The following is a 14,710-nucleotide window of genomic DNA, read 5'->3' on the forward strand; positions in this document are numbered from 1 at the left end:
ATGGCTCTCCTTACAGGTCCGGGGCGAGCGGCACGTCGACGGAGCCGTCGAGATATTTCACCGGGCCGTTCGCGTTCGGCATCAGGTCCCATTCGAAGATGTCGGTCGGCAGCCAGAGCGTGGCGCAGGCGTTGGGAATGTCGACCACGCCCGAGATATGCCCTTGGCACGGCGCGGTGCCGAGAATGGCATAGGCCTGGGCGCCGGAATAGCCGAACTTCTTCAGATACTCGATGGCATTCAGGCAGGCTTGGCGATAGGCGACGTGGACGTCCAGATAGTGTTGGGTGCCGCTTTCGTCGACGGAAATGCCTTCGAAGATCAGGAAATCGTCGTATTTCGGCGTGATCGGCGACGGTTTGAAGATCGGGTTCTTCACGCCGTATTTGGCCATGCCGTCCTTGATCAGGTCCACCTTCAGGTGCAGCCAGCCGGCCATTTCGATGGCGCCGCAAAACGTGATCTCGCCGTCGCCCTGGCTGAAATGCAGATCGCCCATGGAGAGGCCGGCGCCGTCGACATAGACCGGAAAATACACCTTGGAGCCGCGCGACAGGTCCTTGATATCGCAGTTGCCGCCATGCTCGCGCGGCGGCACGGTGCGCGCGCCCTCGGCGGCGGCCGCCGCCTTGGCGTCGCCCTTGAGGCGGCCCATATGCGCGGTCGGGCCGCCGTCGGGCAGGGCGGCGAGCGGCGGCACGCGGCCTGGGTCGGTGTCGAACAGCGCCTTTTCGCGCGCGTTCCACAGGTCGAGCATTTTGCGATCCGGCAGGCAGCCGATCAGGCCCGGATGGATCAGGCCGGCATATTTCACGCCCGGCACGTGGCGCGAGGTGGTGAACATGCCGTGGAAATCCCAGATCGACTTCTGCGCCAGCGGAAAATGCTCGGTCAGGAAGCCGCCGCCGTTCTGCTTCGAAAAGAAACCGTTGAAGCCCCAAAGGCTCTCGTCCTTGGCGCCGATGTCCAGGATTTCGACCACCAACAGGTCGCCCGGCTTGGCGCCCTTCACGCCGATCGGGCCGGAGAGATAGTGCACCTGCTCCAATTCCACGTCGCGGACGTCGGCCGCATCGTCGTTGTTGGCGATCTGGCCGCCGGTCCAGTCGTAGGTTTCGACCTTGAAATCATCGCCCGGCGCGACCCAGACGCCGATCGGGATGTCCGGGTGCCAGCGATTGTGCACATTCTCGTTGGTGTGCGGGTTTCGCTCAGATTGACTTCAATGATCGGCGTGTCAGTCTGGCTCCCTTTCGGCCGGTGCTGGCTTTTGCGCGGGGATTTGCGGGAAGGGTCAGACGGACAGGAAGCGGGAGACCTTGCGCCTCGTCGATGCGGCGCGCGCGGCGCTTCGTGCACGAATTCGCCGTTTTCGATCACGAGCACGCGGTCGGCGACGTCGAGCGCGAAGCGCAGCACCTGCTCCGAGACGACGATCGGCGAGGCCGCGCTGGTCGCGGATGCGCTTCAAGGTGCGCGCCATTTCCTTGATGATCGACGGCTGGATGCCCTCGGTCGGCTCGTCGAGCAGCAACACCTTGGGGTCGGACGCCAGCGCGCGCGGCGATGGCGAGCTGCTGCTGCTGGCCGCCGAGAGATTGCCGCCGCGGCGGGACTTCATCTCCAGCAGCACCGGGAACAGCTCGTAGATGCTCCTCGGGCTGACCGCGGACTTGCCGGTGGCGGTCAGGCCGGTCTCCACATTCTCCTGCACCGTCATGGTGGAGAAGATTTGCCGGCCCTGGGGCACATAGGCGATGCCGTTGGCGACGCGCTGATAGGGCTTCAGCCGGGTGACCTCGGTGCCGTCGACGCTGACCGCGCCGGTCTTGGCCGGGACGATGCCGATCAGGGTTTTCATCAGCGTGGTCTTGCCCATGCCGTTGCGGCCCATGATGGCGACGATCTCGCCCGGCTCCACCTGGAAGTCGAGGCCGTGCAGCACCTCGGATTCGCCATAGGCCGCGCGCAGGTTGGCGATGGAAAGCATGGCGGTCTCCTTTAGTGTCCCAGATAGACTTCGACGACCTTCGGGTCGGCCTGCACGTGCTCCATCGAGCCCTCGGACAGCACCTTGCCCTGATGCAGAACGGTGACGCGGGTGGCGATGTCCTCGGCGAACTTCATGTCATGCTCGATCACGATCACCGAGCGGTCGCGGACAATGCGCTGTAGCAACTCCGCGGTCTTGACCCGCTCGGCCACCGACATGCCGGCCACCGGCTCGTCTAGCATCAGCAATTGCGGGTCCTGGATCAGCAACATGCCGATTTCGAGCCATTGCTTCTGGCCATGGCTGAGAAAAGCGGCCTTTTCGTTCAGGGCGCTGTCCAGGAAGATGGTCTCGGCCACCTCGCGGATGCGCTCGATCACCGCCGCGTCGCGCTGGAAGAACAGCGCGCCGAAGACGCCGTGGCCCTTGGGGTATGAAATCTCCAGGTTTTCGAACACGGTCAGGTCCTCATAGACCGACGGCGTCTGGAATTTGCGGCCGACGCCGGCATGGACGATCTGGTCCTCGCGCAGGGTCAGCAATTCCTGGCCCTTGAACTTGACCGAGCCGGCGGTGGCCTTGGTGCGGCCGCAGATCAGGTCCAGAACCGTGGTCTTGCCCGCACCGTTCGGGCCGATGATGACCCGGCACTCGTTCGGGTCGATATAGAGGCTGAGATCGTCCACCGCCTTGAAGCCGTCGAACGAGACCGTGAGCCCTTCCACCGCCAGCAGGAATTCGGATGCGTCTGCCATGGGAACTCCCTCCTACTCGGCCGGCGCGCGGACGGTGGGCGCGGACGCCTTGTCGGCGGCGCGTTGCGGCAGCAGCTTGCGCAGATTGGGGGCGATATACTGGTCGTAGATGCCGGCCAGGCCGTTCGGGAACACCAGCACCACGGCGATGAACAACCCGCCGAGGCCCAGGAGCCAGATTTCGGGAAAACTCTCGGAGAAGGTGGTCTTGGCCCAGTTCACCAGCAGCGCGCCATAGACCGCGCCGAAGATCGAAAGCCGTCCACCGACGGCGCAGAAGATCACCATCTCGATCGAGGGCACGATGCCGACGAAGCTCGGCGACATGAAGCCGACCTGCAACGTGAACATCGCCCCGCCGATGGCGGCGAAGGCGGCGCCGACGCAGAAGACGAAGATCTTGAAATTGGCCACGTCATAGCCGGAAAAGCGCACCCGGTCCTCCTGGTCGCGCATGGCGATCAGGATGCGGCCCAGCTTCGACTTGGCGATGAAGTGGGCGGCGAACAGGCAGGCGAACAGCAGCGCGCCGTTGACGAAATAGAGGACGGTCTTGGCCTCGTCCGTGCGGATGTCCCAGCCTTGCAGCGTGCGCAGGTCGGTGATGCCGTTGACGCCGCCGGTATAGCCCTGCTGGCCGATGATCAGGATGGTGAGGATCGCGGCCACGGCCTGGGTGATGATGGCGAAATAGACGCCGCCCACCCGCCGCTTGAACATGGCGACGCCGATGACGAAGGCGAAGAGGGTCGGCACGGCCACGACCGCGAACAGGGTGAAGTGCAGGCTGTAGAAGGGCTGCCACCAGGACGGCAAGGCCGTGAGCTGGTTCCAGTCCATGAAGTCGGGGATGCCCGGCGTGGACTGGATCTTGGTGGCCTCGGGCGTGGAGGCTTCCAGCTTCAGGAACATGGCCATGCAATAGCCGCCCAGGCCGAAGAAAATGCCCTGGCCCAGGCTCAGAATGCCGCCCGCGCCCCAGCACAGCACCAGGCCGACCGCGACGAAGGCATAGGTCAGGTACTTGCCGAACAGGTTGAGGCGGAAGGAGTCGAGGGCGGCCGGCAGCACCAGGAAAATGACGGCGGCGAGGACGGCGAAGCCGACCATCTCCGACAGGGTGAAATAGCGGTTGCGCGCAAGCATGACGGTCTTTCCCCTATTTCCGCAGCTTCAGGGCGAACAGGCCCTGCGGGCGCAGCATCAGAATGCCGACCACCGTCATCAGCGTGAGCACCTTGGCCATGGAGCCGGACAGGAAGAACTCCATGATCGATTGCGCCTGGCTGATGGAAAACGCCGAGGCGATGGTGCCGAGCAGGCTGGCCGCGCCGCCGAACACCACCACCAGGAAGGTGTCGACGATATAGAGCTGGCCCGCCGTCGGCCCGGTCGAGCCGATCATGGTGAAGGCCGCGCCGGCGACCCCGGCGACGCCGCAGCCGATGCCGAAGGTCAGGCGGTCCGTGCGTTCGGTGTTGATGCCGACCGCGCCCGCCATGGTCCGGTTCTGGGTGACGGCGCGGACCTGCTTGCCCCAGCCGGAGCGGAACAGCAGGAAATAGACCGCCAGCGAAATGCCCAGCGCCAGCATCATCACGAACAGGCCGTTGATCGGCACCTCGATCAGGTCGGTCACCTGGAGCGCGCCCATCATCCAGTCGGGAATGGTGACGCCCACCTCGCGCGCGCCGAACACCGAGCGATAGACCTGTTGCAGGATCAGGCTGAGGCCCCAGGTGGCCAGCAGCGTATCCAGCGGCCGTTTGTAGAGGTGGCGGATCAGCGCCCACTCCACCAGCATTCCCAGCCCGCCGGAGACGAAGAAGGCCGCAATCATCGCGATGAAGAAATAGATGCCGAACAGGCCCGGCAGGTAATCGGCGAAGACGTGCGACAGCAGGTAGGTGACATAGGCGCCCAGGATCATGAATTCGCCGTGGGCCATGTTGATGACGCCCATCTGGCCGAAGATGATCGCCAGGCCGAGCGCCATCAACACAAAGACCGAAAAACAGGATCAGGCCCGCAAAGCCCTGCATCGCAAAGATGGCGCCAATTCGCCAATCGAATAGTCGGCGAACATGGGATTCCGTTCTCCGTCGGCGGCCCGGACGCCGCCCGCGTCGCGGGCGCGCGACGCCGGCGGTCCCGGTCGCGGAGTGCTGTGCGCGGCGGGGGGCAGAGGCTTACTGGTAGCCCTCCGGGAACGGATCGGGCTCGACCAGGTCGGCGGTCTCGTACACCACCTCGTACTGGCCGTCGCTGCGGGCCTTGCCGACGCGCGTCTTGGACCAGAGGTGATGGTTTTCGTGGATGCGGACGTAAGCCTTCCGGCGCCTTGGTGAACTCGATGCCCGGCGACGCCGCCGCGATCTTGTCGATATCGAAGGAGGCCGGCCTTTTCCGACCGCCATTTCCACAGCCACGGCCCGAGATAGGCGGCCTGGCGTCACGTCGCCGATCACCATGTTCTCGCCCCACATCTTCTTGAAAGGCGGCGACGAACGCGCCTTGTTGTTCGGGTTGTCCAGCGCTCTGGAAGTACTTCATGCAGGCGCATGCGCCGACGATGTTCTCGCCGCCGATGCCGCGATTTCGTCTTCAGTCACCGAAATGGTGAGCAGCAGCGGTTTTGCTTGGTCGATCGATGCCGGCCGCCTTCAACTGCTTGTAGAAGGCGACGTTGGACCCGCCGACGACGATGGCATAGATCACGTCCGGCTTTTTCAGGCGGATCTTGTTGATGACCGAGTTGAACTGGGTGTGGCCGAGCGGATAATACTCCTCGCCCACCACTTTCAGGCCCAGCTGGCTTTCGATGTGCTTGCGCGCGATCTTGTTCGAGGTGCGCGGCCAGATATAGTCGGAGCCCAGCAGATAAAACGACTTGGCGCCCTTGGTCTCGGCCACCCAGTTCAGGCCGGCAATGATCTGCTGCGTCGCCTCCTGGCCGGTGTAGATCACGTTCGGCGACTGTTCCAGGCCCTCATAGAAGGTCGGATAGTAGAGGAAGCCGTTATACTGCTCGAATACCGGCAGCACCGCCTTGCGGCTGGCCGACGTCCAGCAGCCCATGACCGAGGCAACCTTGTCGTTGACCAGCAGCTTCTTCGCCTTTTCGGCGAAGGTCGGCCAGTCGGAGGCGCCGTCTTCCTGGATGAATTCGATCTTGCGGCCCAGCACGCCGCCCATGGCGTTGATCTGCGCGATGGCCAGCTTTTCCGCCTGGACCGACCCGGTCTCGGAAATCGCCATCGTGCCGGTGATCGAGTGCAGAATGCCGACGGTCGCCGTGGTGTCGGTCACGGCCAGGCCCGTGGTGTTGACCGCCGCGGTCGGGAAGTCCGCCGCCCGCAGGAATTTCGGCGCGAACAGGCCGGCGGTCAGCGCCGCACCGCCCGCCAGGACGCTGCGGCGGCTCAGGGGGCCGAGAATGGGCGATGTGGGATCCTTGTCGGACATAGCGCGCTCCTTCGTTTCATGACCGGGGCGGATGAACCGCCGACTTGACGAAGGATCGATGTGATGTTGCATTGCAACAATGGGCAGAAATGCGTAGTGCCCTCGGCAAAAGTGCGGCTTAGCTTTCCTGCAATCCCGGCCAGGCGTCGTCTGTCCGAACACCGCGATTGAGAGGCCCGATGGCCGGCGACATTTCGGTTTCCCGCTTGAGGCGCACCTATAATCAATGGGTTGCCAACGAGACGCTTGAAGATTTTGCCCTGCGTTTCACCGCGTTCCGGGCGCGGAAATGGTCGTCACTGCGCGTGGCGAACACCGCCATCGGTTCTATTTCATTCCTGGCGCTGGAGGCCATCGGTGGGGCGATGACCCTGACCTACGGCTTTAACAACGCAGTTGCAGCAATTTTAATCGTCGGCGCCGTTTTGTTCATCACCGGGGTGCCCATCGCCTATCACTCGGCCAGGGCCGGGGTGGATATCGACCTGCTGACCCGCGGCGCCGGCTTTGGCTATCTCGGTCGACGATCACCTCGTTGGTCTATGCCAGCTTCACCTTCATCTTCTTTGCCCTCGAAGCCGCGATCCTCGGCGCAGCGCCTGGAATGTGCCTCGGATTCGCTTGCCGATCGGCCTATCTTCTCAATGCGTTGCTGGTTATTCCGCTGGTCACCCACGGCTTCGCCCGCATCGGCGTCTTTCAGAAATGGACGCAACCGCTCTGGATCGTCTTGCAGGTGCTGCCGTTCGTGGCCCTGGCCTGGGTCGGCAGCGAGGCCCTGCCGTGGGTGCGCCACCAGGGCCTGCCGCAAGGGCAGGTGGGCGCGAGCCTGGACCCGATCATGGTTGCCGCAGCAACGGGCATCGCGTTCGCATTGATCGCGCAAATCGGCGAGCAGGTCGACTTCCTGCGCTTTCTGCCCCAACCCGAAAACCGGCGCGAGCGGCTTTCCTGGTGGCTCGCCCTGCTGGCGGCCGGGCCGGGCTGGGCCGTGATCGGCACGCTGAAAATGCTGGCCGGCTCGATCCTGACCGTGTTGATCCTGAATGCGGACGTGCCGGTGGAAGCCGCGATCGAGCCGACCATCATGTATCTCGCGGCCTATGAGCGGTTCCTGCCGCCGGAGGCCGCGCTCGTCTTCACCATCGGCTTTGTGATCCTGGCGCAGCTCAAGATCAACGTAACCAACGCCTATGCCGGCTCCATCGCCTGGTCGAACTTTTTCGCCCGCGTGACCCACAGCCATCCGGGCCGCGTGGTCTGGCTCGTGTTCAATGTCGCCATCGCGCTGATGCTGATGCAGTTCGGTGTGTTCGGGGCGCTGGAGAACACGCTGGCATTCTACTCCCACGTGGCGCTGGCCTGGATCGGGGCGATCACGGCGGACCTGATGATCAACCTGCCGCTCGGATTGCGCCCCCGACGGATCGAATTCCGCCGGGCCTATCTCTTCGACATCAACCCGGTCGGTGTGGGCGCGGCGGTGCTGGCGACGGGCCTTTCCCTGGTCGCATCGCTGGGTTTTCTCGGCGGCAATGTCGCGGCGTTTTCCAGCTGGATCGCGTTCGGCACCGCCATGATCGCGGCGCCGGCGATCGCCATCGCCACGAAAGGCCGGTTCTACCTGGCCCGGACGCCGCCGCCGCAGAGCCGCGCGGGGGAGCGCACGTGCATCATCTGTGAACACAAGTTCGACGGCCAGGACATGGTCGACTGCCCGTTTCACGGCGGCGCGGTCTGCTCGCTCTGCTGCACGCTGGAATCGCAATGCGAGGATGCGTGCAAGCCGGCGGCCCGGCTGCATCGCCAGGCGGCGGTGCTGGCCGGCCGGGTGCTGCCGGCCGGGATGCAGAAAACCGTGCTGACCCGCTATGGCGCCTTCGCCCCGATCTTCGGCGCCATGGCGTTGGTCGTCGGCGTGCTTTTGCTGATCGTCTACCAGAATTTTCGCGTGGTCTCGCCCGATGCGGCCGATGCGGTCGGGCGCGCCCTGGCCCTGTCCTTCATGATCCTGGTGATCCTGGTGGGCGTTACCGCCTGGCTCTACACGCTGTCCGAGGAAAGCCGCATTCTCGCCAATCGCGAGCGGGAGCAGCAGACGCAGCGCCTGGTGGCCGAGATCGAGGCCCACCGGCGCACGGATGCGGAATTGCAGGAAGCGAAGGAGGCGGCGGAGGCCGCCAATCGCGCCAAGAGCCGGTATCTGGTGGGCATCACGCACGAATTGCGCACGCCTCTGAACGCGATTCTCGGCTATGCGCAGTTGCTGGAAAACGACCAGACCATTCCCGAACATCGCCGCCCGAGCGTGCGCACCATCCGCCATTCCTCCGAACACCTGGCCGACCTGATCGAAGGGCTGCTCGACATTTCCAAGATCGAGGCGGGGCGGATCGACGTCTACCGGATGGAGGTCAATCTGCGCGAACTGCTCGACCAGATTTGCGCCATCTTCGCCATCGAGGCCCGGGCCAAGGGGCTGGAATTCGTGGCCGAAATCGCCCCGGACACGCCGGCCTTCGTCTTTGCCGACGAGCGCCGGCTGCGGCAGATCCTGATCAATCTGCTGGCGAACGCGGTCCGCTACACCGACAGGGGATCGGTCCGCCTGTCGGTGTTCTTCCGCAACGACATCGCGCATATCGCCGTGTCCGATACCGGCCGCGGCATTCCCCGTGCCGACTGGGACCGGATTTTCACGCCGTTCGAGCGCATCGTCGATCCGAACAATGTCGTCCCGGGCACGGGGCTTGGGCTGACCATCACCAAGCTGCTGGTGGAGATGCTGGGCGGCGAACTGACGTTCGAGAGCGCCGTCGGCAAGGGGTCGAGTTTCCGCGTGCGCCTGTTCCTGAACCGCAGCGGGCGTGTGGCGCCGGCCGCGCAGGTGCGGCCGCGTTGCGGCTATCTGGGGCCGCGCCGGCATATTCTGATCGTCGACGACAATCACAGTCATCGCCAGTTGCTGGCCGATGCGCTCGGCCCGCTCGGCTTCCTGCTGTCCATGGCGGAGTCGGGTGACGTGGCGCTCACCGTCGCCCGCACCAAGCCGCCGGATCTGGCCCTGATCGACGTGGCCATGCCGGGCATGACAGGGGTGGAGCTGGCCGAACGCCTGCGCCACGAATGCGGGCTCAAGGCGCCGTTGATCCTGGTCTCCGCCCATGCCGGCGACCAGTTGCACGGCCTCGGCGGCAATCCCACCCATGACGGATTCATCGCCAAGCCGGTCAATATCCCGGCCTTGCTGGACCGGATCGGCGAGGCGCTCCAACTCGCCTGGACCCATGACGCCCCCGCGCCGGCCGCCGACCTGCCGCTCTGGGCGCCCTCTGAGACGCTGGCGGCCCTGGAGGAGAAGCTGGCAATCGCCCATCTGCGCGGCTTGCAGACGCTCCTGGCCGGCATGGACGCCACCGACCCGCGCACCGGGTCCTTCCGGCATCGGGCCGCGGCGCTCGTCGAGGCGGTCGATCTGGAAGGTCTCGCTGTCCTGATAAGGGAAACCCGCCATGCCGCCTGAGTCCCCCATGGAGCCGCGCCGGCTGGTGCTTTTGGTCGATGACAGCCCGGAGGCCCTGACGGCCCTGGTCGAGGCGCTGGAGGATGCCGCCCTGACCGCGTTGGTGGCCCGCGACGGGCTTTCCGCCCTGGCCCTGCTCGACCGGGTGCGTCCCGATTTGATCCTGATGGATGCCGCGATGCCCGGCATCGATGGGTTCGAGACCTGCCGGCGGATCAAAAAGCGGCCCGAATTCTCGCTGACGCCGATCATCTTCATGACCGGGCTGACCGAGCGCGAGCATGTGCTCGCCGGTCTGGAGGCGGGCGGGGTCGACTATGTGACCAAGCCCATCGACCAGCAGGAAATGCTGGCGCGCATCCGCATTCACCTGACCAATGCCGGTTTCGTCCAGGATGCGCGCGCGGCATTGGATGCGGCGGGGCCGGGTGTGCTGGCCATCGCCCGCGATGGCTCGACGCAATGGCTGTCCCGCCGGGCGGAGGAGCGGCTTGGCAGCGGCCTGGAGAACGTGTCCGAGAATGGCCGCAGCACCATATCCCTCTGGTTGGCCGAGACCGCGGGGCAGCCGCTGTCCGAATGCCGGCCCTTGGATATCCGCCTTGAGGACGGCAAGCTCGCCCGTCTCCAGGTTATCGGCCGCCCGGCCAGCGGCGATACCCTGGTCGGCGTTGCCTTGCAGGAGAACAGCAAGGACAGCGAAGTGCTCAGCCGCAAGCTGGGCCTGTCGCAGCGGGAAGGGGAGGTGCTGTCCTGGCTTGCGAAAGGGAAATCGAACAAGGACATCGCCACCATCCTGCACCTGAGCCCGCGGACGGTGACCAAGCATATCGAGAAAATCCTGGAAAAACTGGGCGTGGAGAACCGAACCTCCGCCGCGATCCTTTCCGTCAAGATATTGATGAATTCGCAAGTGTGATTGCAAAGGCGATGGCAGTGACAAAAGCAATGCGTGCGTGAGGCCGGGTTCCGGCGGTATCCGATGGCTGCGTCGTGTCCGAGGCCGTATCCGAGGCGCGATGTGCGCGGTTGGCCGCTCTCGGCGCTGCGCGGCGGCTACGGTTTTCCGGCGCGCTCGCACCCCATCGCGTTGCGAGGCCCCGGCGGGCCGAACCCGGCGGTGTGCGGCGGACGGCGGGGCTTCCGCGCCCTTGCCGCCGCTCGGGGCGGAATTGCGGTCCCGGTCTCGCGTCAAAAAGGGCCATTGAACCGCTTACCGCAATCGATCCTATCTCGCCGGGCGTCGGGGGCAGACGGACGAGGCCGACTTGAGCGGCGACGGATGCGCAGGGCGCGAGATTGAGGAGCGAGGCCATGGCGCACCGCTACGCACACGATCGCCATCACACGCACGACCCCGCAGCCGCCCCGCCGGGCGCGGGCCGGGGGGCGCGGCCATGATCCGCCATTCGGTTCGCGGCTGCATCACCGTCATCCCGGTCGTCGCAGCCCTGCTCGTCGCCCCGCTCGATCCGGCCCTGGCGCACCTGGCCGAGGCGATCACGGCGCGCACGGCCTGGGCCGCCTGGGATTTCACGCCGGATGTGGTCCTGCTCACCGGGTTGGCGGTGGCGATCTACATGGCCGGCCTGGTCCGGCGGCATGGCAGCAAGGTGACGACCCATTGGTGGCGGCACGCGTTGTTCCTGGCCGGTGTGGCGGCGGTCTTCCTCGCCCTGGAATCGCCGATCGACCCGATCGCGGAGCACCTGTTTTTCGTGCACCAGATCCAGCACCTGCTGTTGCATATGGTGGGGCCGATGCTGCTGGCGCTGTCCTGGCCGCAGGCGACGTTGACCGCCGGCCTGCCCGGTGCGGTCAAGACCGGGGTGCTGGCGCCGACCCTGACCAATGTCACGCTGCGGCGGGTGTTCGGCTTCCTGACCCATCCGGCCATCGTGACCGTGTTGTTCATCCTGTCCCTGTATTTCTGGGAAATCCCGCGCTTCCACAATTTCGCGCTGCTGAACGAGCCGGTTCACTACCTGATGCATGTCACCATGCTGGTGGCGGGCCTGCTGTTCTGGTGGCGGGTTTTCGACCGGCGTCCGCCGCGAACGCCCATCGACCTGGACGACGATTTCGTGCCCTGGTGGCGCCCGTTCGCAAGGCGCCGTGCCGGCCATGGCCTGAATTACGGCGTTCGGCTGATGATGGTGTGGATCGTCGTTCTCTCCAACATTCTGCTCGGCGCCTACACCACGCTCAAAATGGCCCCGCTCTATACGGCGTATGCGGCGCTGGGGCGTCTGTTCGGCTACACGGCCCATGCGGACGAGATGCTGGGTGGCTTCGTCATCTGGATTCCCAGCAGCATGATGTGCCTGATCGCCGTGCTGATCGTGATCCATCTCTGGGGGCTGTACGAAACCCGGATGGACCGGCTCCGCGTCGCGCGGCCGTTGTCGAATTCCGACGCCCTGCTCTATCCGCGGACCCGTCAGGCGGTGATCGAGCGCGCGGCCCCCAAGAACCGCGCGGTGGCGAGCGGGCTGGTCGTGTTCGTCATCGGCGTGTTCGTCACGGCCATCGTCACGGGCATTCTCGGCGCCGCGGCGGGTTCCGGGCGGGCCGCAGCGCCGCAGACGACGCTTCGGCCGCACCGCGGCGGTCACGCGGCGGAGTAGGCTTCCAGCTTTTCCATGTGCAGCAGCCATTGCGCCTCGGCCCGGTCGAGCGCCTCCGTCACCTCGGCAAACTTCTTTTGCAGCGTCTCCGCCTGCTCGGAACTGGCCTTGGTGTAGAAGTCCGGGTCGGCCAGGGTGGCGACGATCTTATCCTTGATTCCGGTAAGCTTTTCGACCCGCTCTTCCCAGGCGCGCACGGTCTTGCGCAGGGCCAGGGTTTCCTCCCGGCTCGGCCGTTTCGCACCGCGGGCGGGTTCGGCGGGTTTGGCCGGCTTTGCCTCCTCTTTCGCCGTGGCGACGCCCTTCAGATACAGGTCGCGATAGGCTTCGAGGTCGTCCTCGTACGGGCGGACGCGGCCCTTGTGCACCAGCCAGAGCCGGTCGGCGACGGCCGAGAGCAGGTGCATGTCATGGCTGACCAGGATCACGGCGCCGCTATAGGCGTTCAGCGCCTCCACCAGCGCCTCGCGGCTTTCGATGTCGAGGTGGTTGGTGGGCTCGTCCAGGATCAGCAGGTGCGGCGCCGGCAGCGTGGCGAGCAGCAGCGACAGCCGCGCCTTCTGGCCGCCGGACAACCGGCCGACCGGCGTTTCCGCCTGGTCCGGCCCCAGGCCGAAGCCGGCGAGGCGCGCGCGCAGGCGGCTTTCGTGCTGGCCCGGCTGTTCGCGCATCAGGTGCTGCAACGACGTCTCGCGGACGTCCAGCTCCTCCACCTGGTGCTGGGCGAAAAAGCCGACCCGCAGCTTGCGCGCCGCCGTGATCTCGCCCGCCATCGGCTTCAGCCGGTCCGACAGCAGCTTGGCGAGCGTGGTCTTGCCCTCGCCGTTGCGGCCGAGCAGCGCGATGCGGTCGTCCTGGTCCAGGCGCAGGTTCAGGCCCGACAGCACCGGCCGGCCGTCATAGCCGACGGCGACGCCGTCCAGCGTCAGGATCGGCGAGGCCAGTTCCTCCGGCTCCGGAAAGGTGAAGCGGGTGCGCGCCTCGTCTTCCGGCGCGCGGATGATCTCCATCTTTTCCAGCATCTTGACGCGGGCCTGCGCCTGCTTCGCCTTGGTGGCCTTGGCGCGGAAGCGGTCGACAAAGCTTTGCAGGTGGGCGCGCCGCGCCTCCTGCTTTTTCGCCTGGGCCGCCTGCAACGCCCGCTGGGCGGCACGCTGGCGGGCGAACTGGTCATAGGGGCCGGAGTAATAGGTGAGGCTGCGGTTTTCCAGATGCAGGATCGAGCCGACCGCCCGGTTCAGCAATTGCCGGTCGTGGCTGATGATCAGGACCGTGTGCTCGTAGCGGGCCAGATAGGTCTCCAGCCAGAGCGCGCCTTCCAGGTCCAGATAGTTGGTCGGCTCGTCCAGCAGCAGATAATCGGGGGCCGAGAACAGCACCGCCGCCAGCGCCACCCGCATGCGCCAGCCGCCGGAAAAGGCGGAGCAGGGCATTTGCTGCTCGTCGTGGCTGAAGCCCATGCCGGCGAGGATGGTGGCGGCCCGGCTTTCGGCCGACCAGGCGCCGATGTCGGCGAGGCGGGTCTGGATTTCGGCGATGCGGGCCGGGTCGCTGGCGGTTTCCGCCTCCGCCAGCAGGGCGGCGCGTTCGGTGTCGGCCGCCAGCACGGTGTCCAGCAGCGAGACCTCGTTGGAGGGAACCTCCTGGTCGACGCCGCCGATGCGGGCGCGGGCCGGGATGGCGATCTCGCCGCCATCCGGCTGCAACTCGCCGCGGATCAGGCGAAACAGGGTGGTCTTGCCGGCGCCGTTGCGGCCGATCAGGCCGACCTTGTGGCCGGTCGGGATCGTGGCCGACGCGTCCTGGAACAGCGGGCGGCCTTCGATGGCGAAATTGAGGTTGGTGATGCGCAGCATGACGGCGGGATGTGCCGGATGCGGGCCGGGCCGTCAATCGGCTAGGCGGGGGAGGGGGCGGGATGCCACGGCCGGTACGGCCCCGTTGCGGGCGGTGGACAGGGCGGCGGGAATCGCCTATCCAATTCCGGTGTCCAATCCGTCCCCCCGAACAAAATGGTTCGCCCCCTTGTGGTCCCTGCCCAGTCTCAGGCGGCTGACCCTGGTCATTGCGATGGCCTTGGCTCTGTGCGTTGCGACCCTGGGCGGCAGCGCCGTTGCCTTCGGTCCGGTCCACCAGGCCGCGGACTGTTGCGATGGCCAGGGCGCCAATGGCGGTTGTGATCGCGGCGGTATGCACCGGGCGGGACACTGGGAGGTCAAGGCGCCGGTTTCCGAACATGATAAGGGCCGCGCGCACGAGTGCGGCGCTCTGGCCGGCCATTGCGGCGGCCCGGCCCTCGGCGCGGGCTCCGTTGCGGCGTCCCACTGCCCGATCGGCAAGGCGAAAG

General features: G+C 66.0%; 6 protein-coding genes and 4 pseudogenes. 3 read left to right on the plus strand and 7 right to left on the minus strand.

Annotation, left to right across the window (positions count from 1 at the left end):
* Positions 1-10: 10 nt before the first annotated feature.
* From H6844_05960 to urtA, 6 genes and pseudogenes are all read right to left on the minus strand, one after another.
* Complete coding sequence (locus H6844_05960) at positions 11-1,186, minus strand: acetamidase/formamidase family protein (protein ID MCB9928945.1); 1,176 nt, start codon at positions 1,184-1,186, stop codon at positions 11-13.
* A gap of 108 nt (positions 1,187-1,294) precedes the next feature.
* Positions 1,295-1,990, minus strand: a pseudogene (gene urtE / locus H6844_05965) (urea ABC transporter ATP-binding subunit UrtE).
* Positions 1,991-2,001: 11 nt separating this feature from the next.
* The gene (gene urtD / locus H6844_05970; protein ID MCB9928946.1) at positions 2,002-2,748 is read right to left on the minus strand and encodes an urea ABC transporter ATP-binding protein UrtD; all 747 of its coding nucleotides are present in this window, start codon (positions 2,746-2,748) and stop codon (positions 2,002-2,004) included.
* A 12-nt stretch (positions 2,749-2,760) separates the two neighbouring features.
* Positions 2,761-3,894 (minus strand): urea ABC transporter permease subunit UrtC, encoded by a 1,134-nt coding sequence (gene urtC / locus H6844_05975; protein MCB9928947.1) that lies wholly within the window; start codon positions 3,892-3,894, stop codon positions 2,761-2,763.
* Positions 3,895-3,907: 13 nt separating this feature from the next.
* Positions 3,908-4,834 (minus strand): annotated as a pseudogene (gene urtB / locus H6844_05980) (urea ABC transporter permease subunit UrtB).
* Positions 4,835-4,937: 103 nt separating this feature from the next.
* A pseudogene (urtA, locus tag H6844_05985) lies at positions 4,938-6,213 on the minus strand (urea ABC transporter substrate-binding protein).
* Positions 6,214-6,392: 179 nt separating this feature from the next.
* Between urtA and H6844_05990 the strand changes: the two are divergent.
* The 3 genes and pseudogenes from H6844_05990 (at position 6,393) to H6844_06000 (ending at position 12,363) form a co-directional block, all read left to right on the plus strand.
* A pseudogene (locus H6844_05990) lies at positions 6,393-9,736 on the plus strand (response regulator).
* Entirely contained in the window at positions 9,726-10,655 is a 930-nt protein-coding gene (locus H6844_05995) for a response regulator (GenBank protein MCB9928948.1), read from the plus strand. Before H6844_05990 ends, H6844_05995 begins: the two are co-directional and overlap by 11 nt.
* Positions 10,656-11,133: 478 nt before the next feature.
* Positions 11,134-12,363: a cytochrome c oxidase assembly protein gene (locus H6844_06000; protein ID MCB9928949.1), complete on the plus strand. Its 1,230-nt coding sequence runs from the start codon at positions 11,134-11,136 to the stop codon at positions 12,361-12,363.
* Here H6844_06000 and H6844_06005 read toward each other — a convergent pair.
* Positions 12,348-14,219 (minus strand): ABC-F family ATP-binding cassette domain-containing protein, encoded by a 1,872-nt coding sequence (locus tag H6844_06005; protein MCB9928950.1) that lies wholly within the window; start codon positions 14,217-14,219, stop codon positions 12,348-12,350. The two genes, H6844_06000 and H6844_06005, sit on opposite strands and share 16 nt — an antisense overlap.
* Positions 14,220-14,710: the final 491 nt, after the last annotated feature.

It is taken from the genome of Alphaproteobacteria bacterium (assembly GCA_020638555.1).
GTDB lineage: Bacteria > Pseudomonadota > Alphaproteobacteria > Bin95 > Bin95 > JACKII01.